We start from the raw sequence: 22752 nt of genomic DNA, 5'->3' as shown, positions 1-22752 counted from the left end.
GCATGGCGCAGGCGGCGGTCAAGCGGGAGGTGACGGCTCCCTGGAACGATCCCCAGGCGGTCCCGCTGATCCGCTTTGAAGGAATATCCAAGCGGTTCGGCGACTTCACCGCCGTCGAGCATGTGGACCTCGCCATTCACAAGGGCGAGTTCTTTTCGCTGCTCGGCGCCTCGGGTTGCGGCAAGACCACGCTTTTGCGCATGCTGGCCGGATTCGAGATTCCCACCACCGGGCGGATTCTCATCGACGGCCAGGATGTCACCGAGGTGCCGCCCTATGAGCGGCCGGTGAACATGATGTTCCAGTCCTACGCCCTGTTCCCCCATATGAGCGTGGCCGACAACATCGCCTTCGGCCTGAAGCAGGATGGCCTGGCCAAGCCGGTGATCAAGGACAAGGTGGCCGCCGCCCTGGAGTTGGTCCAGATGGGCCGTTTCTCGGGGCGCAAGCCGCACCAGCTTTCGGGCGGCCAGCGCCAGCGCGTGGCGCTGGCCCGCTGCCTCGCCAAGGAGCCCAAGGTGGTTCTGCTGGACGAGCCGCTGGCGGCGCTGGACAAGAAGCTGCGCGAGGCCACCCAGCTGGAACTGGTCAACATCCAGGACCGGGTGGGGATCACCTTCGTCATGGTCACCCACGACCAGGGCGAGGCCATGACCATGTCGAGCCGCATCGGCGTGATGAATGCCGGGTGCATCGAGCAGGTGGGAAGCCCGGTGGATATCTACGAATATCCCGGCACCCGCTTCGTCGCCGATTTCATCGGGGCCGCCAACATGTTCCAGGGCAGCGTCAGGGGCGGCGAGGGGGCTCTCGCCATCGCCTGCCCCGAACTGGAGCATGATCTGTCGGTCACCGAGGCCGGCGCCGTGGCGGCGGGGACACCCGTTACCGTCATGGTCCGGCCGGAAAAGGTGATGATCGCCCGCGACAAGCCCGCATCCGGCCTGAACTGGGCCGAGGGCGTGGTCAGCGACATCGCCTATCTGGGCGACGTCTCCATCTATCACGTCCGCCTCGCCTCGGGCCGCAAGATCCAGGCGCTGCGCACCAACCTGCACCACGGCGAGGAAAGCCGGCTGACCTGGGAGGACCCGGTGTTCCTGGCCTGGCACCCGGCCGATTCCCTGGTGCTGACCAAATGAAGACCCTGCTGGAGGGCAGGGGGGGCCGATTCCTGGTGGGGCTGGCGCCCTATGCCTGGCTGCTGCTGTTCTTCCTGGTGCCTTTCCTGATCGTCCTCAAGATCAGCCTGTCCGAGCCGCAGATGGGCATTCCGCCCTATATGCCGCTGATCGACTGGGCCGAGGGCGCTTTCAAGGGAACGCTGGCCGGCTACAACACGCTGCTGGGCGACAATCTCTATCTGCTGGCCTATCTCGGCTCGCTGAAACTGGCGGGGATCTCGACCCTGGGCTGCCTGCTGCTGGGCTATCCCGCCGCCTATGCCATCGCCCGGGCGCCGCAAAGCCGGCGTCAGGCGCTGCTGATGCTGGTCGCCTTGCCGTTCTGGACCTCGTTCCTGATCCGCGTCTATGCCTGGATCGGCATCCTGAAGAACGAAGGCCTGCTCAACATGGCGCTGCAGGCCTTGGGGCTGATTTCCGAGCCGCTGCAGATTCTCGAGACCTCGACGGCGGTGGTGATCGGCATGGTCTATTCCTACCTGCCGTTCATGATCCTGCCGCTCTACGCCACCTTGGAGAAGATGGACCTGTCGCTGCTGGAGGCTGCCGCCGATCTGGGGTGCCGGCCGTTCAAGGCGTTTCTGGCCGTCACCTTGCCGCTGTCCATGCCCGGCGTGATCGCCGGCTGCATGCTGGTGTTCATCCCGGCTGTGGGCGAGTTCGTCATTCCCGACCTGCTGGGCGGCCCCGACACGCTGGTGATCGGCAAGGTGCTGTGGGCCGAATTCTTCGACAACCGCGACTGGCCGACGGCTTCGGCGGTGGCGGTGGCCATGCTGGTGCTCCTGGTGGTGCCCATCATGGTGTTCCAGCACTTCGAGGCCAAGCGGCAGGAGCGCGGGGAATGAAGAATCGCGGCTTTGCCCTTTATACCGCCCTGGCGCTGGTCTACGCCTTTCTCTACCTGCCGATCGCACTGCTGGTGATCTATTCCTTCAACGCCTCCAAGCTGGTGACGGTGTGGGGCGGTTTTTCCACCAAGTGGTATGGCGAGCTGCTCCATGATGCCCAGGTGCTGGATGCCGCCTGGCTGTCGCTGAAGATCGCCTTCCTCAACGCCTGCCTCGCCACCGCGCTGGGGACCATGGCGGCGGTGGTGCTGGTGCGGTTCCGGCGCTTTTCCGGCCGCGCCCTGTTCACCGGCATGGTCTCGGCGCCGCTGGTGATGCCGGAGATCATCACCGGCCTTGCTCTGCTGCTGCTGTTCGTCGGCATGGAGAATCTGCTGGGCTGGCCCGACGGGCGGTCCATGACCACCATCGTCATCGCCCATGTCACGTTCAGCCTGTCCTTCGTCACCGTGGTGGTGCGCTCGCGCCTCGCCCAGATGGACCTGTCGCTGGAGGAGGCGGCCATGGACCTGGGCGCCCGGCCGCTCACCGTCTTTTTCTCCATCACCTTGCCGATCATCGCCCCAGCCCTGGCGGCGGGATGGCTGCTGGCCTTCACGCTGTCGGTGGACGACGTGGTGATCTCCGCCTTCGTCTCGGGTCCCGGCGCCACGCCGTTGCCCATCGTCATCTTCTCCAAGGTGCGCCTGGGCGTCAGTCCGGAGATCAACGCCCTGGCCACCATCGTCGTCGCGCTGGTGGGCGTCGCCATCGCCGTGGCGGGCCGGGTGATGATGACCAGGGAGAAGCAGGGCGGGTGAGCCTTTTTCTCGTCCAGACGGCGCTGATCATCGGCTTGCCTTATGCCGTGTGGCGGCTGGGGCTGATCGGCCGCCTGATGCCGCTGGCCGCCGTGCAGATGGCCGTGGGCATCGCCCTGGGGCCGAGCCTGCTGGGCTGGGTGGCCCCGGATGTCTCGGCGCGGCTGTTTCCGCCGGAATCGCTGGTCGCCCTGGAAGGGCTGGTGCGGCTTGCCGTGGTCTTCTTCGCCTTCTCCATCGGCCTGCATTTCGATCTGGCGCAGATCAGGGGGCAGGGGCGCTGCTTCACCGTGCTGGCCCTGTCCAGCGTGGTGGTGCCGACCCTGGCGGGGGCGGCGGGGGGCTGGTGGCTGTTCGCCGCCGTTCCGGGCGCGGCCGGGGGGCTGGCAAGCCAGTCCCTATTCGCCGCCGCCATGGGTATCGCCGCCGGAGTGACGGCGCTGCCCGTCCTGGGCGCCGTGGTGCGCGAGATGGGGCTCGAACGTCACAAGGTGGGCGTGATGGCCCTGGGCGCGGCGGCGTTCAACGATGCTGCCCTATGGGTCGCCGTGGCTCTGCTGCTGGCGATCAGCCATGGCGGCGACCCCTGGGAGGCCGGGCTGGTGGCCCTGGGCGCTCTGCTGTTCGCCGGGGCGATGGTGACGGTGGTGCGTCCGCTGCTGCGCCGCCTGTTCGCCCGCGCCGAGGCCAGCGGCAAGGTTGGCGCCGGCGACGTGGTGATCCTCACGGTCGGGCTGGCCTTGGCCGCGCTGATCTGCGAGATCATCGGCCTGCATGCGGTGATCGGCGCCTTCCTGTTCGGGGCGGTGATGCCCCGGCGGGTGGCCCAGGCCATCGTCGGCAGTTTCGAGACCTTCGTGCAGGTGGTGCTGCTGCCGTTCTTCTTCATCTCGGTGGGGCTGAAGACCCATGCGGCGCTGGGCGGCGGGGCGGCGGCCATCTTCTGGGTGATGAGCGCGGCGGCGATCCTGGGCAAGCTGGCCTCGGCGCTGCCCGCCTGGATGGGCGGCTGCACCGGGCGGGAAGCCCTGACGCTGGGCGGGCTGCTGACCTGCAAGGGACTGATGGAACTGGTGGTTCTCACCCTGCTGGCCGAAGCCGGTCTGATCTCCCAGACCAGCTTCGGGGCCATGGTGCTGATGGCGCTGTTCGCGACCGTGATGACCAAGCCGCTGGCATCGGTGGGCTGCCGCCCACACCCGCCCGGAGGAAAATCCTCCGAACCTCCTTTTCATTCATAAATAAACGGAGGGTTCGGGAGGCATGCCTCCCGATCGGGGGCCGGGGCGGAAGCCCCGCATCTCTCCGTTCAGAACTCCTTCTGCACCTTGGCCCGCAATTCCGCCGAGCGGGGGCTTTGGGTGTCGAGGGTTCCGTCGCTGCTGCCCATGCGGATGGATTCGGCGACCGAGTTCAGGCACTGCTCGTTGCGCAGCTCGTACTGGTCCAATTGCCACGAGGCGTTGCGGTTCTCGGCCATCAGCATGGCGGCCTCGGTCTGCAACTGGGTGGCCTCGGCGGCCAGACGGGCGGCATTGGCGGCCGATTTGGCGGACGGAGTCGAAGCCCCGGCCGCCGCCATCTGAGCGGAGGCGGCGGTGCGGTCGTCACCCTTCAGCCAGATATGAGCCCAAGCCTTCCAGGGCGCCGCGGCTTCGATGTCCAGGGCGTAGAGGACGGAATAGGCCACCGCCTGGGTGACGCTGAGGTCCTGGGTGCTCATGACTCGGTCCCTCCGGCCGCCGGAGCCTCGGGGGCGGCGCGGCGCTTGACGGTCTTGGGGTCGACGGTGATGGGGCGATAGATCTCGATGCGCGCCCCTTCCTCGACCACCGCGTCCAGGGCAGCGGCCTTGCCGAAGATTCCGACCTTCTGGGTCTCCAGATCGATCTCGGGGAACTGGTTGAGGATGCCCGACTTCTGGATGGCTTCCTTCACCGTGGTCCCCTCCGGCACGTCGATGGACAGCCACGACTGGCGGGAGGGGAGGGCGTAGACGACTCCGATCTTCATAATGTCCTGCTCTCCCTTAGACGCTGTGGGCGCCGGCCATCTTGATTTCCTTGCCGCCGGCAAGGTCGACCAGACGCTTGGCCACCACCATCAGCCCGGCGATCAGGAAGCCGCCCGGCGGCAGGATCAGCACCAGGATGCCCCAATCGGCCGGCATGACGCGCAGTTCCAGCAGCTTGGCCCAGGGGCCCAGCAGCAGGGCGGCGTCGGCGAACAGGGTGCCCTGGCCGATCATCTCGCGCACCGCGCCGATGGCGGTCAGCGCCAGGGTGAAGCCCAGGCCCATGAACAACCCGTCCAGGAAGGAGGGCAGCACCGGCTCCTTGGCGGCGAAGGCCTCCAGGCGGGCCAGCGGCAGGCAGTTGGAGACGATCAGCGGGATGAACAGGCCCAGCACCTTGTAAAGCTCGTGCATCCAGGCGTTCATGCCCAGGTCCACGAAGGTGACGTTGGCCGCCACGATCAGGATGTAGACCGGGATGCGCACCTCGTGGGTGACGTAGTTGCGGAACATGGCCACCATCAGGTTGGAGGCGGCCATCACCGCGGCGGTGGCCAGGCCCATGCCCAGGCCGTTGGTGGCGGTGCCGGTCATGGCCATGGTCGGGCACATGCCCAGCAGCATGCACAGCACGCCGTTGTTTTCCCACAATCCGTCCTTGATGATCCGTCCGTAGCTTGCAGACATCACTTCTTCTCCATCATGCGGGCCGAATTGGCGGCGAAGAATTCCAGGCCGTGGCGGATGCCGCCGACCACGGCGCGCGGCGTAATGGTGGCGCCGGAGAACTGGTCGAACTGGCCGCCGTCCTTCTTGACCTTCCACTTGTCCGCCGGAGGATTGCCGAGCGACAGTCCGGTGAAGCGGGTGATCCAGTCGGTCTTGGCGGCGTCGATCTTGTCGCCCAGGCCGGGAGTCTCCTTGTGGGAGATGACCCGCACGCCCAGCAGCTTGCCGTCGGGGGCGACGCCGATCATCAGCTTGACCGGGCCGCCATAGCCGCCCGAGGCATCCATCTCAAAGGCCACGCCGGTGACCTTGCCGTCCTTGATGGCGCGATAGACGATGGTCTCGGCCGGCGCGCCGGCATGCCCGCCCGCGGCGGGATTGGGCAGGGTGATGGCGTCGGTGACCGGATTGTTGTCGTGGATGGACTTGGGGATCACCTGGCCCAGCGAGTTCATCTTGTCTTCCAGGGCGCGTTCCTTGATGGGCGCCTTGGTGATGTCGTCGGTCAGCGCCAGCGCCACGCCGAAACCGGCGCAGAAGGTGCCGAGGATGACGGCGTGGACCCAGGTGGGCCGAATAGCGTGGCTCATTTGTCCCCCCTGACCGGCAGAGGCTCGCCCTTGCGGGTGCGCCCGAAGACGCGCGGCCGGAAATGTTGATCGAGAATGGGCGTCAGCGCATTCATCAGCAGGACGGCAAAGGCCACGCCCTCGGGATATCCGGCATAGGTGCGGATGATCCAGGTCAGCAGGCCGACACCGAACCCGAAGGCCAGCTGGCCCGACTTCGACACCGGCGAGGTGACGTAGTCGGTGGCGATGAAGAAGGCCCCCAGGAACGAAGCTCCCGACAGCAACTGGACCATGCCGCTGGTGTGGCGGGCCGGATCAAGGGTGCTGAAGATGGTTCCCATCAGGAACAGGGTCGCCAGCATGGACACCGGAATGTGCCAGCTGATGATCTTGCGCCACATGAGGAACAGGCCGCCCAGTAGGATCAGCGGCACCGCCGTCTCGCCCATGGAGCCGGGATGGAAGCCGATCATCATGTCGCCCAGGGACGGGAAGGACGACAGCGACTGGGTGACCGGAACGCCCTTGGACAGCTCGGTCTTGATGAAGCCCAGCGGTGAGGCGGTGCTGATGCCGTCCAGGGTGAAGCCGCGCCCGAAGGTGATGGTCAGCGACTCGGCCAGACCCGGCGAGCCGGGGGTGAACAGCGGCTTGGGGGTGACGAACGAGGTCATCTGCAGCGGGAACGAGACCAGCACCACCACGCGGCCGACCATGGCCGGGTTGAAGACGTTCTGGCCCAGGCCGCCGAAGGCGTGCTTGGCGAGGCAGACGGCGAAGACCGAGGCCACCACCGCCACCCACCAGGGCGCCCACGGCGGCAGCGACAGGGCCAGCAGCCAGCCGGTGATGGCCACCGAGCCGTCGCCCAGCGCCCGGTCGGGATTGCCGCCGCTGATGCGGATGCAGGCCGCTTCACACAGGGCGCAGGCGGCCATGGTGACCAGGAACAGGAAGATGGCGGGAAGGCCGAACAGCCACAGATTGTACAGCGTCGCCGGCGCCAGGGCCGCCAGGACCGTGAACATGGTCCGCTGGACGCTATTGGGGCCGTGGGTGAACGGTCCGCTCTTGTCGATCACGATACTCATGCGTTGGCCCCGCCTGCGGAGTTGGTTTGTGCCTGAGCGGCAGCCGCGGCCTCGGCGGCTTCCTTGGCGGCCTTGGCCTTGGCGGCGGCTTCGCGCTTGGCCTGGGCCTGGCGTTCGAGACGCGCGTTATGGGCCTCGACCAGCGACTTGGTCTGCTCGGTCTTGCGACGCTCGCGGTCCAGCGCCGCGATCTTGCCCTTGGCGTAATTGAAGAAGTGCACCAGGGGAATGTGCGACGGGCAGATATACGAGCACGAGCCGCACGACACGCAATCCTGCACGCCGATCTTGGCGGCGAGGTCCAGCTTGTCGTTGCGGATATAGCTGGCCATCTCCACCGGCACCAGGCCGCAGGGGCAATAGGTGACGCACGAGCCGCAGCGGATGCAGGGGCTGGGCGCGTGCTCGTTGGTTTCGGCCTGGGTCAGCGCCAGGATGCCCGAGGTCCCCTTGACCACCGCCACGTCGAGCGACGGCAGGGGCTGGCCCATCATGGGGCCGCCGGAGATGATGCGCTTGGCCGCCGCCGACACGCCGCCGCAGAAGTCGAGCAGCTCGCTCACCCTGGTGCCCAGCGGCACCTCGATGTTCTTCGGCTCGGCCACCGCGCCGCCGCTGACCGTGACGACGCGCGACAGCAGCGGACGGCCCAGGCGTACCGCCTGATGCACGGCCCGCGCCGTGGCGACGTTGTGCACCACCACGCCCACGTCGGCGGTCAGCTTGCGGGCGGGAGTCTCGCGCCCGGTGACCGCTTGGGTCAGGTGGCGCTCGGCGCCCATGGGGTATTGGACCGGCACGCCCACCACGTCGACATTGGGGGTCTTGGCGGCCTCGGCCTTCAGGGAGTCCACGGCCTGGGGTTTGTTGTCCTCCACGGCGATGATCACCTTGGGGGCGCCCAGGGCGTGGGCCATGATGCGGGCGCCGTCCACCACTTGCTCCGCGAATTCGCGCATGACGCGGTCGTCGCAGGTGAGGTAGGGCTCGCACTCGGCGCCGTTGAGCAGCAGGATTTCCAGCTTGTGCTGGTTGCCCAGGCCCAGCTTCACCGCCGAGGGGAAGGTGGCGCCGCCCATGCCGACGATGCCGGCCTCGGCGACGCGGGCCTTGATCTCGTTGGCCGAGGCGGCGAAGGGATCGGCAATGACCGGCATGGGCTCGGCCCATTCGTCCTTGCCGTCGGAATCCAGCACGATGGTCAGCTGGGGCAGGCCCGACGGGTGCGGCGCGGTCATCTCGGTGATGGCGGCGATGGTGCCCGAGGTGGGGGCGTGCAATGCGGCCGAGATGGCGCCCTGGGCCTTGGCCAGCAGCTGGCCCTTCTTGACCGTGTCACCTACGTTGACGGTGGTGTTGGCCGGGGCGCCCATATGCTGCTGCAGGGGCAGATAGAGCGTTTTGGGCAGCGGCAAGGCGACGATGGCCTTCTCGCTGGTCAGCTCCTTGCGGTATTCCGGATGGATGCCGCCCAGGATGGGAAACAGTTTCATCGACCGTCTCTCCTCAATGCGCCGAATGCTCGCCGGGCTTATTCCAGTGCCAGGCTGCGATGGTTTGCGGGATGGGGCGCATCTCGATGGCCTCGGTGGGGCAGATCTTGAAGCACTTGGAACAGGCGTGGCAGGCGTCGGCGATCACGGTGTGCAACTGCTTGGGCGCGCCGACGATGGCGTCCGAGCCGCACTCGCCGATGCAGCGCAGGCAGCCGATGCACAGGTCCTCGTTGATGAAGGCGACGCGGGGGCCGACCTCCTCGTGACCGTCGGCATCGGCGTGCACGCCCAGCTTCTTGGCCAGGGCTTCGATGGTGGCCTTGCCGCCCGGCGCGCACAGCGTGATGGGCGTGTCGCCCTTGGCCAGCGCCGCGGCGTACTGGGCGCAGCCGACGAAGCCGCACTGGCCGCACTGAGATCCGGGCAGCAGGTTCTGCAGCTCTTCCTCGATGGGATTATTGGGCACGGCCAGGAGCTTGGCGGCGGTTCCCAGAACCGCGCCCAGCGTCACACCCATCACCGCCAGACTTCCGACATCCAACAACATGACAGGCAACCTCCTAATTGGTGCTCATACCGGAAAAGCCCATGAAGGCCAGGGCCAGCAGGCTGGCGGTGATGAAGCCGATGGGCGGGCCGGCGAACAGGCGCGGCACGGCGTTCAAGGCGATGCGTTCGCGCAGGCCGGCGAACAGCACCATGACCAGCGAGTAGCCCAGCGACGAGGCCAGGGCGAACAGCGTGCTCTCGATGAAGTTCATCTTGCCTTCGACCAACAGCAGATTGACGCCCAGCACGGCGCAGTTGGTGGTGATCAGCGGCAGGTAGATACCCAGCATCTGGAACATGGCGGGCGAGACCTTGCGGACCACGGCCTCGGTGAACTGCACGGCTGCCGCGATGACCAGGATGAAGGCCACGGTGCGCAGATAGCCAAGCTCGTAGGGCTCCAGCAGGAAGTGCTCCAGACCCCAATCCAGCATGGCCGAGACGGTGATGCAGAAGGTGGTGGCCGCCCCCATGCCCACGGCGGTGTCCACCCGGGTGGTGACGCCCATGAAGGAACACAGGCCCAGGAACCGCATCAGCACGACATTGCTGACCAGGGCGGCGCTGATGATCAGCAGAAGGTAATGTTGCATCGGGTGCTTCCCCTTTACCCAAGTTCCGTGTGGCAGGCCCCGTCGGCCGGCACCTCAAAGGCGCGGCGCAGGTAGCGGGGGGTCAGCACCCCCCGTGCCGAAAGAATGCCGGCGATGAAGCGGGCGCCCAGCAGCCCGATCACCATCCCGCCGACGGCTCCCAGCGCCGCCATGCCGTCGCTGTGGCCCAGTTCCTGTCCCAGGATGCCGCCGATCAGCAAGGTCAGCAGCGGCAGGCCATAGGCGGTCAACGCCCCCTTGGTCAGGGTGTCCTCGCGGATACCCACCACCACCTTTTCCCCGACCGTCAGCCCAAGATCACCCGGCAGGGCGAAGCGCTTGGCCATCTGGCGGGCGGAGGGGTCGCCGATCTGCTTGCCGATGCTGCACAGCCCCGCCGAGTGGCAGCCGCCGCAACTGGGCGCCTGCTCGGGCTCGGCCCACGCCTTGCCGCCGCTGATGGCGACCACGCGGGCGAAGCCCTCGACCATGTCGCGGTCATCGGCGGCCGGAAAGAAGGATTCCGGCGGCGTGGAGGACTGGGGCTCGTTCATCACCAGTCTCAGGCCGTCACCGTGGCGACGACGCCCTGGGGCGTGACGAAGATGGCCTTGTCGGCGCCCGCAATCCGCAGGATGTGCTGGCGCTTGTCTTCCGGCGCCAGGATCAGGGCGGTGGCCAAGCCATCGGCGATGGTGGCGGTGTCGGCGATCACCGTCACCCCCAGATCGGCCGAGGCCGTGCGGCCGGTCCTGGGATCGATGATGTGGGTGAACTTGCCCGCCTCGTCGAAGATGGTGCCGTAGCCGCCCGAGGTGGAGACACACTTGTTGACCACGTCGACCGAGGTCACCGCCTTGGTGTTGTCGGCCGGGTTGGCGATGCCGATATGCCACGCCGAGCCGTCGGGCTTGGCCTCCAGGGCGCGGGGCTCGCCCATGTCCACCAGCATCTGGCTGAAACCGTGGGCGCGCAGCACCTCGGCGACCTTGTCGGTGATATAGCCCTGGGCGCGGGCATTCAGCGTCAGCGCCATGCCCGGGCGGGCCAGGGCGACCCGATGGCCGGCGGCGTCGATCTCGATGCCTTTCCAGTCCACCAGGGCCAGGGCGGCGTCGATGTCCTTGCGCGCCGGGCCGTTCGGGTCGGGATTGGAGGCGGTGAAGTGGCTGAAATACAGCTGCCACACCGGCTGGATGGTGGGGTCGAAGGCGCCGTCGCTGATGGCGGCCAGGCTCTTGGCGTGGGCGACCAGTTCGACGAACTCGGCCGGCGCGTTGTCCAGCTTGCCGTCACGGTTCAGGGCCGACAGGGCCGAATCGGCGCGGTAGATGCTGAAAATGGCTTCCAGCCGGGCCAGTTCCCCTTGCGCGGCGGCCAGCGCGGCGCGGGCCTTGGCCTCGTCGGTGGAAAACAGCTGGATGGTGGAAGGCGCCCCGAGGGTCGTTCCTTCCCAGCGGACCAGGCGGGCCTGGGCGGCGTTGGCCTGCATCAGCAACGGCAGTCCGGCGGCGGCGGCCAGAACGGTGATGGCGCGACGGCGGGTGATACGAACGGTCATCGAGCCTGAGCCCTCCTTCGGGTGAAACTTCCGGACGCCAGGGGGCCTGTTCCCACGGTCCGCCAAGTGTCTTAGCAAGACCCGCGCCACAAAAGTATAATTGCTCAAAAAAACGTCACATAGATGGTATGCGAGGTCATCGTCCACATCAAGAGTGTGTGTTTTGAAATACGCATTGCAATACCAAATTTACGAAATGGCGGAAATCAGCCGAATTTTAAGTGATACGCAGCTTATCCACAGGATGTAACGGGATGGCTATGGCCTTTGGCAGGAGGAAAAATCCGGCCGGGTCGTGATGGGAGGCTTGTCGCAAGTACGACACGGCGTGTGATGTTTCCCCTCAAATGTCGCCCTTTCACCGAAAGGATGGGGCTCGCCTATCCTTTTGTGCTTGGCAGGGGTGGGGTTTGATGGTAAGTAATAACCCGCAACGACCTGTGCCCATGGGGCCGGGTCCTTTTTTTTGCGGTGACGTAGTCGCCGCGGCGATCCCAACCCGGGGGGGTAGGGGAGAGCGGTAAAGGGGGAGGCCTTAAATCAAGCCTCCCCCTTTATCCTTGCGCACCAATCCGTCCAGACCTGCCGGAACACCCGTTCCAGCCCCGCCACATGGGCCTCGGCGTCGCCGATGCCTTGCCGCATGAGAGGGCGCAGCCCGCCCCGCAGCCGTGTCAGCCTCTCCGGATCGGCGGCCAGGGCGACGGCCAGATCTTCATAGGCGGCAAGGTCGGGACGGGCCAACTCGTCCTCCAGGCCCATGGCGGCCAGCAATGCCAGGGTCTGGCGCGAGAACGGCCGGGGGCCGGGCAGGGTGACCACCGGCACCCCCATCCACAAGGCCTCGCAGGAGGTGAAGGCGCCGCAATAGGGGAAGGGATCGAGCGCGATGTCGATTTCGGCGTATTCGGCCAGCAATTGGGCGGGCGGCGAATTGCCGCGCAGTTCCAGCCGGCCTGGATCGACGCCGTGGGCGGCGAAGGCCTGACGCAGGGGGCTTGCCACCTCGTCGAGGGCAAGGTGCGGCCATTTCAGCCACAGGCGCGAGTTCGGCACCCGGTTCAGGATGCGCGCCCAGGCGGCGATGACCTGCTCGTTCAGCTTGGCGATGTTGTTGAAGCTGCCGAAGGTGACGCTGCCGCGCTCCAGGCTCGGCGGCGGAGCGGGCTCGGGGGTTTCCGGTCCCTGGTAACACAGGCGCGAGCCGGGCAGCAGCAGCACCGTCTCGCTGAACCACGCTTCCGCCTCGGGCGGCACGGTGGCGCGGTCCAGCAGGGCGTAATCCATGGCGGCCAGCCCGGTGGTGAAGGGATAGCCCAGCCAACTCATCTGGACCGGCGCCGGCCTCAGGGCGAACAGCCCCAGCCGGTTGCCCGCCGTCTGGCCGTCCAGGTCCACCAGGATGTCGATGCCGTCCTGGCGGACCTGCTGGGCCAGGGCGCCGTCGTCCAGTCCCGCCACCTCCCGCCAGAGATCGGCATGGTGCCGAAGCTCGGCGGTGATTTCGTCATGGCCCGGCCGTGTCGCGTAGCAGACGGCGAAGACCTGGCTGCGGTCGTGGCCCTTCAGCACCGGGCGCATCAACTGGCCGAGGGGATGGCGGCGGAAATCCGCCGAGACATAGCCGACCCGGATCACCCGGCCCGGGTCTGCGGCGTTGGCATGTGGGGCGGGAGGGGGGGAGCCGTCGCGCTCCATCATCCGGCGATGGACGCGGCCCACCTCATCGCCGGTCAGGTCGGGGAGGTAATGCAGGCCGTTGAGGGCGTTGGAGGCCGCTTCGCCCAGGCTTGGGTCCATGCTCCAGGCCGCTTGCCAGCAGGCGACGGCCTCGGCGGCGCGGCCCTCGCCGTAAAAGACGTTGCCCAGGTTGTAATGGGCGGCGGCATGGCTGGGATTGAGCGAGATGGCGGCGCGCAGGCTGTTCTGCGCCGCATGGAGGCGCCCGGCCTGTTGCTGCAGCGCCCCCAGGTCGGTCAGCAGCCGCCAGTCGTCGGGGGCAAGGCGCCATGCCGCCTCCATGGCGTCGGCGGCCCCCTCGGCCTGACCCATGGCGTCCAGGCAGCGGGCCAGTTGGGCATGGATGAGCGGCAGGTGGGGCGCCAGGGCGGCGGCCCGGCGATAACAGGGCTCGGCCTGCGCCGTGTCGCCCCGGCGCAGGCGCACATTGCCCAGGTTGAACCAGGCGGGCAGCAGCGCGGGGGAAAGGTCGCAGGCCCGAACGAAGTCGCCTTCCGCCTCCTCCAGGCGGCCGAGATCGCTCAGCAGGTCACCCCGGTTGCACCAGGCCTCGGCCAGTTGGGGGGCCAGGGCCAGGGCTTGGCCGTGCAGGGTCAGGGCCTCGCCGGTCCGTCCCCGGCCGTGGGCGATGACTCCCAGATTGGTGAGGGACTTGGCGGCTTCGGGCGATTGCGGCGCCTGCCTGAGGACGCGGTGGTACAGGGCTTCCGCCTCGTCCACGCGGCCCTGGTTGTGCAGCGCTTCGGCCTGTTGGAGCAGCAGGGCGGGATCGGAGGTCATCTCCGATTTATCAGGGCCGCCCTCGCCGCCGTCAAGCCTACACCACGCCTTTGGCGCGCAAGGCTTCCACGGCCGGGGCGTCCAGGCCCAGCAGATCGCCCAGGACCACCTCCGTGTGCTCGCCCAGCAGCGGCGGCCCCCGGTCGTAGATGACGGGCGAGTCCGACAGGCGCAGCGGGCTGGCCACGGTGGGAACGGTGCCGGCCAGGGCGTGGGGAACCTCTTGCCGCAGATTGCGGGCCTGGGCCTGGGGGTCGTCGAACACCTTGTCCATGGTGTTGATGGGGCCGCACGGAATCTGGCGGCGCTCCAGGGCGTCCAGCAAGTGGGCCGAGGGGAAGCGCCGGGTCTCGGCCTCCAGCAGGGGGACCAGCACCTCGCGGTGCTCGACGCGCGAGCGGTTGAGGATGAACCGCTGGTCCGCCGCCCATTCGGGATGGCCCAGCACCTCGGCCAGCTTGGCGAACTGGCCGTCATTGCCCACCGCGATGATCAGGTGGCCGTCCTGGGTGGGAAACGCCTGATAGGGCACGATGGCGGCGTGGCCGTTGCCCGCCCGGGCCGGGGCCTTGCCGCCCACCAGATAGGTCTGGGCCTGGTTGGACATCATGGAGACCTGCACGTCCAGCAGGCCCAGGTCGATATACTGGCCGCGCCCGGTGCGGTGGCGCTGGTTGAGGGCCGCCAGGATGGCGATCACCGCATGCAGGCCGGTGGACAGGTCGGCGATGGCGATGCCCGCCTTCTGCGGCCCACCGCCGGGCAGGGCATCCTTCTCGCCGGTGACGCTCATCATGCCGCCCATGGCCTGGATCATGAAGTCGTAGCCGGCGCGCGGCGCATAGGGGCCGGTCTGGCCGAAGCCGGTGATGGAGCAATAGACCAGCCGGGGATTGACCGCCTTGAGGGCGTCGTAATCCAGGCCGTATTTCTTGAGGCCGCCCAGCTTGTAGTTTTCCACCAGCACGTCGGCCTTGGCGGCCAGATGGCGGATCAGTTCCTGGCCTTCGGGCGTCGCCATGTCGATGGTCACCGAATGCTTGCCCCGGTTGGCCGCCAGATAATAGGCGGCGTCCCCCTTTTCCTCTGTGGCGGGATCGGTCAGGAAGGGCGGCCCCCAGCCCCTTGTGTCGTCGCCGGCACCGGGCTTTTCCACCTTGATCACCTTTGCACCGAGATCGGACAGCATCTGGGTGCACCAGGGACCGGCCAGGACCCGGGAAAGATCGAGGACCAGGATGTCGTCCAAAGCCCGCATGGTGTCGTTCCTCATTGTATCAAGCGCGCCAGAAGGGTGAGCCACAGGCTCAGCACCGTGAACACCGCCAGGGTGAACAAGCCGTTCCAGCCCAGCACGATGGTCCGCGACGGCTTGCCCACCAACTCGCCCAGCAGCATGGCCGAGGCGGTCATGGCCGATGAATTGATGGCCAGGCACCAGCCGCCGATCAGGCCCAGCGCCAGGGATTCGGTGGAAAGCGGCAGGGACGGCGCCGCGCTCAGCGCCGAGGCGATGATGGTGACCGAGACGATGGGGTTGATGCCGATCAGTGCCGGCCCCACCACCGCCAGAATGGCCAGGGCCGGCAAAATGGCCGGCGGCAGCAGGGGCGAGGCGATGAGCGCGCCCAGGGTCTCGGGCGGAATCATCGCCGAGAACAGGGTGCCGATGAAGCCGGCCGAGGACAGGATGGCGATCTCGGTGCGGTAGGCGGGGAAGGTGGCTCCCGCCTGGACCACCACCCGGCGGCCGGTGGCGGTCATGCCGCTGGCGATGCCGCCGCCGAGATATTGCCGGGCCAGCCAGCCCAGGCCCACCAGGGGCGTCGAGACCAGCATGGCGCGGCTGAGCGGCACGCCCAGCAGCCACTCAAAGGCCAGGGCGGTGAAGAACACCATCAGCACCAGCGCCGTGACGCCGCCCAGGGCCGCGAAGTCGCGGGCCGGTTCCACGGGCGGCGCCAGGCCGCGCAGGTGGACCGGCGCCTGGAGGCGGTCCTGCAGCCAGCCCAGGCCCAGCACGATGGCGCCGGTGGCCATGCCCAGGGGCAGCATGGAGCTCCAGTGCAGGCTGGGCAGCGCCGTCAGCATCACCGCCAGCGAGATGGACAGCGGCGAGGCCAGCGGCGTGACGGAAAAGCCGCGCAGCAGGGCCAGCACCATGCGGCGCTCGCGCACATCCCTGATCTGCTCGTTGCCGCCCGCCGCCTCCAGCGAATTGCGCTGCTTGATCATGATGCCCAGCAGGCTCAGCACCCCGATATTGAGGATGATGCCGAACAGATAGCCGCCCACGGTCAACAGGGCATAGCGCCGCCCGGGGGGCTGGTTGACGAAGAAGGTGGAGCAGCGGCTGACCAGGGGCGAGGTGCGCGCCGCTTCACGCAGGAAGAACTGGTTGGCGAAGAAGGTGGCGAAGAAGGCGCCGGTATCCAGCGAACCGGCGATGACCTTGGCGGGTTCGGCGGTTCCCGTCACCGCCGCCCCCATGGTCAGGCCGAGGGCAAGGCCGATCATCACCTTGGCATTGACCGCCATGCGGCGCCATTCCGCCGCCAGAAAGGCGACCAGCAGAAGGCGGGCGCCCATGCGCAGCATTTCGGCGGGCACTACCACATCGGCCAGCACGCAGGCGATCATGCCCAGCAGCAGCAGGGCGGACGGGCGCCCGCCGGTCATGGCTCCGACAACCCCTTCAGCCGGGCCAGAGCCGCCCGCGCTTCATCCTCGAAGCGGGCGATGATGGCGGCCAGGGGCTCGATGCGGTCGGCGAAGGCCACCGACTGGCCCACCGACAGGGCGGCTTTGCTCCAGTCGCCGGTGCGATAGGCCTCGCGGCCCACCTTGCCGGAAATGTGGGGCATCAGCGCCTCGATGCCGGCCCCATTGGATTCCAGCGCCTGCACCGTGGCGGTCGCCTCGTTGCGCAGCACGCGGGCGGTGTTGCGCAAGGATGACAGGATCAGGGTGGTCTCGGTCTCGTCGGCCTCGATCAGCTTCTGCTTGTAGTCGGCATGGGCCCAGATCTCCTCGGCCACCAGGAAGCGGGTGCCCACCACCACGCCATCGGCGCCCAGGGCCAGGGCGGCCACCAGATGGGCGCCGGTGCCGATGCCGCCGCCCACCAGCAGCGGAATGGACAGCTTGGCCGCCGCCACATTGGCCTGCACCATGGTACCGACCATGTCCATGCCGGGATGGCCGCCGCATTCGGCACCCACCACGGCCACGGCGTCGACGCCTTCGGCCTCGGCCTTGAGCGCGTATTTCACCGCCGGCACCTTGTGCACCACGGTGATGCCCGCCGCCTTCAACGCGGGCAGGTAGGCCGCCGGGTTGCGGCCGGAGGTCTCGACGAAGCGGACATTCTCCTCGACGATCAGGTCAAAGACGGCTTGCGTCCGCTCGCCCTGCACCAGCTTGGGCAGCATGGAGACGTTGACCCCGAACGGCTTGCCCTCGGACAGGTCGCGGCAGCGGCGGATGGCGGTCCGCAGATCGGCGATGTCCTCGTAGCTGGCCGCCGTGATGAAACCGCAGATGCCCGCCTGGGCGGCAGCGGCCACGTAATCGGGGGTGGCCAGCCACTGCAGCCCGCCGGCCAGCACCGGCAGGCGGAGACCGAACAGTTCGGTGATGCGGGTTTGGAAGAGGGCGGTCATCTCATTGTCATCCCGAGCGAAGTCGAGGGATCTCCGCCTGGAAGGGCGGTGTCGATGCTGAAAAGCCATACCAGGACGGGATCCCTCCTCCCGGTGGTCGTCGGGATGACAAGGGTATTATTCACAGCGCCACTCCCTCCGGCGTTTCGCTGCCCGTGCGGTAGCGGAAGGTACCTTCGCCCATGGCGACCAGCTTGCCGCTGTCGTCGAAGACCTCGGACGAGCAGAACACGATGCGGCTGCCTCCGGCCTTTTTGTGGGCGATGGCGCGCAGCAGGCCGTGGCGGGCCTGGCCGGTGAAGCTGGTTGTCAACTGCAGGGTGACGCAGCGACGCACCCGTCCGGGGTGGGGGCAGAACGTGGCGGCGAACCCGCAGGAGGTGTCGATCAGGGTGGCCAGCACGCCGCCATGCACCAGACCGGCGCGGTTGCAGTGTTTGCGCTCGACGGTCAACTCGAGCACCGCGCGGTCCTCGGTCCATTCGGCCAGGTGGTAGCCCAGCAATTCCTGAAAGCCCGATCGGGGCTCGCCGTCCAGCAGATCAGTGCTCATGAAGGGTGTCCCTGGCGAAATAGAGGTCGTGGAGCCGTCCAAGATCCACCGAATCCGCCGTCTCGGACAAGACCACCTTACCGCCTCTGACCAGATAGACGTGGTCGGCGATCTTCAGGGCCTTGTTGGTGTTCTGCTCCACCAGGACGATGGTCAGGCCTTCCTGCTTCAGCCGGTCGAGGATGCCCATCACCTCGTCGACCACCACGGGGGCGAGGCCCAGCGACGGCTCGTCCACCAGGATCAGCTTGGGCTCCTCCATCAGGCCGCGCCCCATGGCCAGCATCTGCGCCTCGCCGCCCGATAGCGCGCCGGCCAACTGGTCGCGGCGCTCGTAGAGCCGGGGGAACATGTCGTAGACCATCTGAAGGTTTTTCGGCGCATTGGCCCGGCACTTCTTGGGGAAGGCGCCCATCAGCAGGTTGTCGGCCACGCTCATGTCGCGGAACACCATGCGGCCCTCGGGGATCATGGCCACGCCGTCGGCCACCATGTCCCAGGTGGGCGCGTTGGTGCGGTCGCGGCCCTGGTAGAGGACGCGGCCACTTTCGGTCTTCACCAGTCCCATGATGGCGCGCAGCAGCGTGGTCTTGCCGCCGCCATTGGGGCCGAGAATGCAAGTCAGCTTGCCTTCCTCGATGGAGAGCGACAGGTCCCACAGCACATTGATGGAGCCGTAGCCGGCCCTCAGGGATTCGATTTCAAGCAGCTTCGCCACCGGTGTAGCTCCTGATGACTTCGGGGTCGTTGAACACGCTTTCGGGGCTGCCTTCGGCGATCAGACGGCCGAAGTTCAGCACCACCACGCGGGGGCACAGGCGGGTAATGGTCTCGATGTCGTGCTCGATGATCAAAAGGGCGAGGCCGTAACGCTGGCGCACTTCGGACAGGGTGTGCATGAAGGCGCGCTTGCCCGCCGTCTCCAGCCCGGCCAGCACCTCGTCGAGCATCAACAGCTTGGGGTTGGTGGCCAGGGCCTTGCCCACCTCCAAGGCCTTCTGCTCGGTCAGCGCCAGTGAGGTGGCGGCGTCGGAATCCGCCTTGTGGCCCAGCTTCAGGAGGTCGAGGATTTCCTCGATCCGCTGCTTGTCCACCCGGCCGGTGGCGAAGCGCGACGCCACCATCAGGTTTTCCCGCACCGTCAGTTCGTGCATGGGCTGGGGCACCTGGAAGGCGCGGCCGATGCCGGCGCGGGCGCGGGTGTGGATGGGCATGGCGACCAGGTCGCGGCCCAGAAAGTGGGCCTTGCCCCGGGTCGGACGCACCAGTCCCGACACGGCGTTGAACAGGGTGGTCTTGCCCGCCCCGTTGGGGCCGACCAGACCGAGCACGTCGCCCTCGGCCATGGAGAACGACACGTCGCCCACCGCGATCAGGCCGCCGAAGGCCACGGTGATGCCGTCAAGCTCAAGCAGCATGGGCGTGGCCCTCCTTGCGCGACAGTTTGGCCATCAGCATGGGCATCAATCCGCCCGGGCTGAACAGGATCATGGCGCCCAGCAGCACGCCCAGCACGATCTGGTGGCCCTGGGGCAGGATGGGCTTGAAGGCCAGCTGGTCCACCAGATAGACCACCACGGCGCCCACCAGCGGCCCGCTCACCGTGCGGTAGCCGCCGAAGATGGCCGAGACGATGGCCAGGGTCGTCCACTGCCCGGCGAAGGCGTAATCGGGCTCGAGGAAGTTGATGTAATGGGCGTTGAAGGCGCCGACCATGCCGGTGATGAAGGCCGACACCACCAGCATCCAGGCCTTGAGCAGGGTGGAGTTGACGCCCACCACGCGGGTGGCGTCCTCGCTGTCGTGCATGGCCTTCAGGGCCAGGCCGTAAGGGCTGCGGCGGATCAGGTGATAGGCCGCCATGGCCGCCACCACGATGGTGAGGATGACGAAATAGCCACCCAGCTTGGTGCCGAAATCCAGGCCCAGCACGTTGGGCAGGCGGGGGATGGACAACAGCCCTGCCGCGCCGCCGGTGATGGGCTTCAACTCGGTGGCCAGGATGCGGAAGATCTCGGCATAGGCCAGGATGGCCAGGGCAAAGTAGGGGCCGCGCAGCCTCAGCGCCGGCATGGTCGCCACCGAGGCGATAGCCGCGCCCAGACCGGCGACCAGCATGGCCGGAAACACCGGCCAGCCGCCCCGCAGGGTCAGCAGGGCCGAGACATAGGCGCCCACTCCGAAGAAGGCGGCGTGGCCGAAGCTGACCATGCCGCCCAGATTGCCCAGCAGGGCCCAGGCCACGGCGATGCCGCCGATGGTCAGCGCCGCGACGAGCAGGCCGATGACATAGGCGTTGGAGCCCAGCGCCAGCGGCACGGCGATGTAGGAAAACGCCAGGAAGGCGGCGATCTTGATCCAGGACGTCATGCTTACCCCCGCCGCTTGGCGCGGCCGAACAGGCCGGACGGCATCAACAGCAGCACCACCAGGAACAGGACCATGCCGGCCAGTTCCTGCAGCGCCGACGAGGCCATGGTGACGGTGAGGCTTTCCACGATGCCCAGCAGCACGGCGCCCAGCAGGACACCGGGCACCGAGCCCATGCCGGCCAGCACGGTGATGATGAAGGCCTTGACCGTCAGGTGATGGCCCATGGCGGGCTGGATCACCTTGGCGGTGTAGATGGCGATGCCCGCCACCGTGGCCAGCACGCCCGACACCGCGAAGGACAGGATCTCCGTCAATTGCGGGTTGACACCCATCAGCTTGGCGGCGTCGCGGTTGGACGCCACGGCGCGCAAGGCCCGGCCGTACCAGCTCTTTTCCAGCCACCACCACACGGCGCCCACCAGGGCGATGCCGAAGCCGGCGAACACCAGCTCGGCCTGCATGGCGAACAGGGTGTCGAACAGGATGGTGGCGTCGTGGTACCACGGCGTGGTGGCGGAATGGATGTCCGCCGACCAGATCATCAGCACCGCATTGGTGAGGATCACTCCGATGCCGAAGGTGAGGATCAGCGAGTTCAGCTCGCGGTCCTTCTTGATCAGGCTGACCAGGTAATAGACCAGGATGGCGGTCCCCACCACCACGGCCAGCGCCAGGGGCAGTGAGGCCAGGGGATCGAGGCCCAGCTTCTCCTCGGCGGTATAGCTGATATAGGCGCCCAGCAGCACCAGCTCGCCATGGGCGAGGTTGATGACCCGCATGGTGCCGAACACCAGGGCGAGACCCAGGGCGATCAGGGCGTAATACGCCCCCGACAGCACGCCGGAAAACAGGGATTGAAGGGTAAGTTCAAGCATGGACTCGGACCCTGGAACAGGAGAACAGCAATCCTTTTCCCGTCATCACCGGGCTTGACCCGGTGATCCACGCGGTGCCGCCAGTCCCTCGGCATAGGGAGCGGCGGGGCGCGGATGCCCGGACCAAGTCCGGGCATGACGGGGAAAACTCGGTATTTCTCACCACGGCACGGCCGGATACTTGACCTTGCCGGTGGCGGCTTCCGCCGGCCAGACCAGCACCACCTTGCCGGCCTGATGCTGGCCCATGCGGTGGGTGAATTCCGGGTTATCGCCGGATTCGTCGAAGCGGACCTTGCCGATGACCGTGTCGGACTGGGTCTTGCGCATCTCGGTGGCGATGCCGCCCTTGTCCATGGTGCCGGCATCGGCGGCGCGGGCCACCGCCTCGAACAAAAGCTTGGACTGCACATAGCCGAAGATGCCCAGGTAATCGGGGGCCTTGTTGAACATCTTCTGGTAGGTCTCGGCGAATTCCTTGGCTTCCGGCGTGGTGAACTCGGCCGGGAAGGACAGGGTCGAGGTGCCGGACACGTTCTCCATCAGGTCGGGGAACTCGGCGGCCATCTTGGAGGTGGCCAGCGACCACACCCCGGCGATGGTCTTGATGTCGGGCTTCAACACCTTGGCGGCGCGCAGGATGCCCACGTAATCGTTCTCGTAGCCGATCATGGCGATGGCGTCAGGACGATCCTGCAGCTTGATCTTGTGGATGATCGGCTTGAAGTCGTTGGTGGCCGGATCAAACGCATGCATGGTGACCTTGACGCCCTTGGGGCCCAGGCCGGTCTGCAGCATCTTGGCCACTTCCTCGGTGGCTTCCTTGGTGGAATAGACCACCGCCACCGACTTGATGCCCACCTCGTTGAACATGCCCATCAGGGCGCGGGCATAACCTTCCGAGCTGTTGATGCGGAAGAAGGTCTTGAGGTTGCGCTTGGTCAGCTCGGTGGCGACGCCGCCCGAGGTGATGTAGACCTTGCCCAGCTTCTCGGCGGCTTCCGAGGCCGGGCCGATGATGTTGGAGCCATAGCCGCCGGTATAGGCGACCACGCCGTCGGCGGCCAGCTTCTCCACGGCGCCCACGGCCTTGGCCGGCGAGGATTCGTCATCGACGGTCAGGATCTTGACCGTGTGCTTGCCGTTCTTCTTGTTGAACATCTCGGCGGCCACCTGGATGCCCTCGTTCATGGCGGTGCCCACCCGGGCCAGATTGCCCGACAGCGGGATTTCGGCGCCGATCTTGAATTCGGCGGCCCGGGCCGGGCCGAAGCCCAGCATCAGGGACAGGGCCAGGGCCGAGACACAAAGCTTGTTCTTGGACATCTT

Annotated in this window: 24 protein-coding genes; 4 read left to right on the top strand and 20 right to left on the bottom strand. The window is 67.3% G+C overall.

Features of this window, described 5'->3' with window-relative positions:
- Positions 1-2 precede the first annotated feature (2 nt).
- Genes AMB_RS13205 through AMB_RS13190 form a run of 4 tightly spaced genes read left to right on the top strand, consistent with a single transcriptional unit; the run spans position 3 to position 4076 of the window.
- Positions 3-1142 (top strand): ABC transporter ATP-binding protein, encoded by a 1140-nt coding sequence (locus AMB_RS13205; RefSeq protein ID WP_011385004.1) that lies wholly within the window; start codon positions 3-5, stop codon positions 1140-1142.
- The gene (locus tag AMB_RS13200; RefSeq protein WP_011385003.1) at positions 1139-2032 is read left to right on the top strand and encodes an ABC transporter permease subunit; all 894 of its coding nucleotides are present in this window, start codon (positions 1139-1141) and stop codon (positions 2030-2032) included. Before AMB_RS13205 ends, AMB_RS13200 begins: the two co-directional genes overlap by 4 nt.
- Positions 2029-2835, top strand: a complete 807-nt coding sequence (locus AMB_RS13195; RefSeq protein ID WP_011385002.1) for an ABC transporter permease subunit — start codon at positions 2029-2031, stop codon at positions 2833-2835. The genes AMB_RS13200 and AMB_RS13195 overlap by 4 nt, the downstream gene beginning before the upstream one ends.
- A complete protein-coding gene (locus AMB_RS13190; protein WP_011385001.1) occupies positions 2832-4076 on the top strand; it encodes a cation:proton antiporter in 1245 nt (414 codons plus the stop codon). The genes AMB_RS13195 and AMB_RS13190 overlap by 4 nt, the downstream gene beginning before the upstream one ends.
- A 68-nt stretch (positions 4077-4144) precedes the next feature.
- Here AMB_RS13190 and AMB_RS13185 read toward each other — a convergent pair whose 3' ends face one another.
- From AMB_RS13185 to AMB_RS13090, 20 genes are all read right to left on the bottom strand, one after another.
- Positions 4145-4558 (bottom strand): hypothetical protein, encoded by a 414-nt coding sequence (locus AMB_RS13185; protein WP_009868235.1) that lies wholly within the window; start codon positions 4556-4558, stop codon positions 4145-4147.
- Positions 4555-4848: an RnfH family protein gene (locus tag AMB_RS13180; protein ID WP_011385000.1), complete on the bottom strand. Its 294-nt coding sequence runs from the start codon at positions 4846-4848 to the stop codon at positions 4555-4557. The genes AMB_RS13185 and AMB_RS13180 overlap by 4 nt, the downstream gene beginning before the upstream one ends.
- 16 nt (positions 4849-4864) lie before the next feature.
- Positions 4865-5536 (bottom strand): electron transport complex subunit E, encoded by a 672-nt coding sequence (locus tag AMB_RS13175; protein ID WP_011384999.1) that lies wholly within the window; start codon positions 5534-5536, stop codon positions 4865-4867.
- Positions 5536-6168 carry an electron transport complex subunit RsxG gene (rsxG, locus tag AMB_RS13170; protein ID WP_011384998.1) on the bottom strand — a complete coding sequence of 211 codons (633 nt, stop codon included), beginning with the start codon at positions 6166-6168 and terminating at the stop codon, positions 5536-5538. The genes AMB_RS13175 and rsxG overlap by 1 nt, the downstream gene beginning before the upstream one ends.
- A complete protein-coding gene (locus tag AMB_RS13165) occupies positions 6165-7241 on the bottom strand; it encodes an RnfABCDGE type electron transport complex subunit D (RefSeq protein WP_011384997.1) in 1077 nt (358 codons plus the stop codon). The genes rsxG and AMB_RS13165 overlap by 4 nt, the downstream gene beginning before the upstream one ends.
- Positions 7238-8734 carry an electron transport complex subunit RsxC gene (gene rsxC / locus AMB_RS13160; RefSeq protein WP_011384996.1) on the bottom strand — a complete coding sequence of 499 codons (1497 nt, stop codon included), beginning with the start codon at positions 8732-8734 and terminating at the stop codon, positions 7238-7240. The genes AMB_RS13165 and rsxC overlap by 4 nt, the downstream gene beginning before the upstream one ends.
- A 13-nt stretch (positions 8735-8747) precedes the next feature.
- The gene (locus AMB_RS13155) at positions 8748-9284 is read right to left on the bottom strand and encodes an RnfABCDGE type electron transport complex subunit B (protein WP_011384995.1); all 537 of its coding nucleotides are present in this window, start codon (positions 9282-9284) and stop codon (positions 8748-8750) included.
- A gap of 13 nt (positions 9285-9297) precedes the next feature.
- A complete protein-coding gene (rsxA, locus tag AMB_RS13150; RefSeq protein ID WP_011384994.1) occupies positions 9298-9879 on the bottom strand; it encodes an electron transport complex subunit RsxA in 582 nt (193 codons plus the stop codon).
- A 14-nt stretch (positions 9880-9893) separates the two neighbouring features.
- Positions 9894-10433, bottom strand: a complete 540-nt coding sequence (locus AMB_RS13145; RefSeq protein WP_043744519.1) for a SoxR reducing system RseC family protein — start codon at positions 10431-10433, stop codon at positions 9894-9896.
- Between the two features lie 8 nt (positions 10434-10441).
- The gene (locus AMB_RS13140) at positions 10442-11440 is read right to left on the bottom strand and encodes an FAD:protein FMN transferase (protein ID WP_011384992.1); all 999 of its coding nucleotides are present in this window, start codon (positions 11438-11440) and stop codon (positions 10442-10444) included.
- 540 nt (positions 11441-11980) lie between these two features.
- Positions 11981-13960 carry a tetratricopeptide repeat protein gene (locus AMB_RS13135; RefSeq protein ID WP_070108662.1) on the bottom strand — a complete coding sequence of 660 codons (1980 nt, stop codon included), beginning with the start codon at positions 13958-13960 and terminating at the stop codon, positions 11981-11983.
- A gap of 37 nt (positions 13961-13997) precedes the next feature.
- Complete coding sequence (locus tag AMB_RS13130) at positions 13998-15218, bottom strand: CaiB/BaiF CoA transferase family protein (protein ID WP_043744516.1); 1221 nt, start codon at positions 15216-15218, stop codon at positions 13998-14000.
- An 11-nt stretch (positions 15219-15229) separates the two neighbouring features.
- A complete protein-coding gene (locus AMB_RS13125; RefSeq protein ID WP_011384989.1) occupies positions 15230-16639 on the bottom strand; it encodes a hypothetical protein in 1410 nt (469 codons plus the stop codon).
- Positions 16636-17622, bottom strand: coding sequence for an NAD(P)H-dependent flavin oxidoreductase (locus AMB_RS13120; RefSeq protein ID WP_043744513.1), 987 nt, complete (start codon positions 17620-17622; stop codon positions 16636-16638). Before AMB_RS13120 ends, AMB_RS13125 begins: the two co-directional genes overlap by 4 nt.
- A gap of 121 nt (positions 17623-17743) precedes the next feature.
- Entirely contained in the window at positions 17744-18175 is a 432-nt protein-coding gene (locus AMB_RS13115; RefSeq protein ID WP_011384987.1) for a PaaI family thioesterase, read from the bottom strand.
- Entirely contained in the window at positions 18165-18893 is a 729-nt protein-coding gene (locus AMB_RS13110; RefSeq protein WP_011384986.1) for an ABC transporter ATP-binding protein, read from the bottom strand. Before AMB_RS13110 ends, AMB_RS13115 begins: the two co-directional genes overlap by 11 nt.
- A complete protein-coding gene (locus tag AMB_RS13105) occupies positions 18877-19593 on the bottom strand; it encodes an ABC transporter ATP-binding protein (RefSeq protein WP_011384985.1) in 717 nt (238 codons plus the stop codon). Before AMB_RS13105 ends, AMB_RS13110 begins: the two co-directional genes overlap by 17 nt.
- Entirely contained in the window at positions 19583-20545 is a 963-nt protein-coding gene (locus tag AMB_RS13100; protein WP_011384984.1) for a branched-chain amino acid ABC transporter permease, read from the bottom strand. The genes AMB_RS13105 and AMB_RS13100 overlap by 11 nt, the downstream gene beginning before the upstream one ends.
- Positions 20546-20547: 2 nt before the next feature.
- Entirely contained in the window at positions 20548-21423 is an 876-nt protein-coding gene (locus tag AMB_RS13095; protein WP_011384983.1) for a branched-chain amino acid ABC transporter permease, read from the bottom strand.
- 159 nt (positions 21424-21582) lie between these two features.
- On the bottom strand, positions 21583-22749 hold the full coding sequence (locus tag AMB_RS13090; RefSeq protein WP_011384982.1) for an ABC transporter substrate-binding protein: 1167 nt from the start codon (positions 22747-22749) through the stop codon (positions 21583-21585).
- Between the last annotated feature and the right edge of the window lie 3 nt (positions 22750-22752).

The sequence above is a fragment of the Paramagnetospirillum magneticum AMB-1 genome, from assembly GCF_000009985.1.
Taxonomy (GTDB): domain Bacteria; phylum Pseudomonadota; class Alphaproteobacteria; order Rhodospirillales; family Magnetospirillaceae; genus Phaeospirillum; species Phaeospirillum magneticum.
This window is presented reverse-complemented; position numbering and strand designations above follow the sequence as displayed.

Bases quoted from the DNA above. Each gene is read 5' to 3' on its own strand.
- AMB_RS13205 (WP_011385004.1), top strand. From the start codon at position 3: ATGGCGCAGGCGGCGGTCAAGCGGGAGGTGACGGCTCCCTGGAACGAT.
- AMB_RS13200 (WP_011385003.1), top strand. From the start codon at position 1,139: ATGAAGACCCTGCTGGAGGGCAGGGGGGGCCGATTCCTGGTGGGGCTG.
- AMB_RS13195 (WP_011385002.1), top strand. From the start codon at position 2,029: ATGAAGAATCGCGGCTTTGCCCTTTATACCGCCCTGGCGCTGGTCTAC.
- AMB_RS13185 (WP_009868235.1), bottom strand. From the start codon at position 4,558: ATGAGCACCCAGGACCTCAGCGTCACCCAGGCGGTGGCCTATTCCGTC.
- AMB_RS13180 (WP_011385000.1), bottom strand. From the start codon at position 4,848: ATGAAGATCGGAGTCGTCTACGCCCTCCCCTCCCGCCAGTCGTGGCTG.
- AMB_RS13175 (WP_011384999.1), bottom strand. From the start codon at position 5,536: ATGTCTGCAAGCTACGGACGGATCATCAAGGACGGATTGTGGGAAAAC.
- rsxG (WP_011384998.1), bottom strand. From the start codon at position 6,168: ATGAGCCACGCTATTCGGCCCACCTGGGTCCACGCCGTCATCCTCGGC.
- AMB_RS13165 (WP_011384997.1), bottom strand. From the start codon at position 7,241: ATGAGTATCGTGATCGACAAGAGCGGACCGTTCACCCACGGCCCCAAT.
- rsxC (WP_011384996.1), bottom strand. From the start codon at position 8,734: ATGAAACTGTTTCCCATCCTGGGCGGCATCCATCCGGAATACCGCAAG.
- AMB_RS13155 (WP_011384995.1), bottom strand. From the start codon at position 9,284: ATGTTGTTGGATGTCGGAAGTCTGGCGGTGATGGGTGTGACGCTGGGC.
- rsxA (WP_011384994.1), bottom strand. From the start codon at position 9,879: ATGCAACATTACCTTCTGCTGATCATCAGCGCCGCCCTGGTCAGCAAT.
- AMB_RS13145 (WP_043744519.1), bottom strand. From the start codon at position 10,433: ATGAACGAGCCCCAGTCCTCCACGCCGCCGGAATCCTTCTTTCCGGCC.
- AMB_RS13140 (WP_011384992.1), bottom strand. From the start codon at position 11,440: ATGACCGTTCGTATCACCCGCCGTCGCGCCATCACCGTTCTGGCCGCC.
- AMB_RS13135 (WP_070108662.1), bottom strand. From the start codon at position 13,960: ATGACCTCCGATCCCGCCCTGCTGCTCCAACAGGCCGAAGCGCTGCAC.
- AMB_RS13130 (WP_043744516.1), bottom strand. From the start codon at position 15,218: ATGCGGGCTTTGGACGACATCCTGGTCCTCGATCTTTCCCGGGTCCTG.
- AMB_RS13125 (WP_011384989.1), bottom strand. From the start codon at position 16,639: ATGACCGGCGGGCGCCCGTCCGCCCTGCTGCTGCTGGGCATGATCGCC.
- AMB_RS13120 (WP_043744513.1), bottom strand. From the start codon at position 17,622: ATGACCGCCCTCTTCCAAACCCGCATCACCGAACTGTTCGGTCTCCGC.
- AMB_RS13115 (WP_011384987.1), bottom strand. From the start codon at position 18,175: ATGAGCACTGATCTGCTGGACGGCGAGCCCCGATCGGGCTTTCAGGAA.
- AMB_RS13105 (WP_011384985.1), bottom strand. From the start codon at position 19,593: ATGCTGCTTGAGCTTGACGGCATCACCGTGGCCTTCGGCGGCCTGATC.
- AMB_RS13100 (WP_011384984.1), bottom strand. From the start codon at position 20,545: ATGACGTCCTGGATCAAGATCGCCGCCTTCCTGGCGTTTTCCTACATC.
- AMB_RS13095 (WP_011384983.1), bottom strand. From the start codon at position 21,423: ATGCTTGAACTTACCCTTCAATCCCTGTTTTCCGGCGTGCTGTCGGGG.
- AMB_RS13090 (WP_011384982.1), bottom strand. From the start codon at position 22,749: ATGTCCAAGAACAAGCTTTGTGTCTCGGCCCTGGCCCTGTCCCTGATG.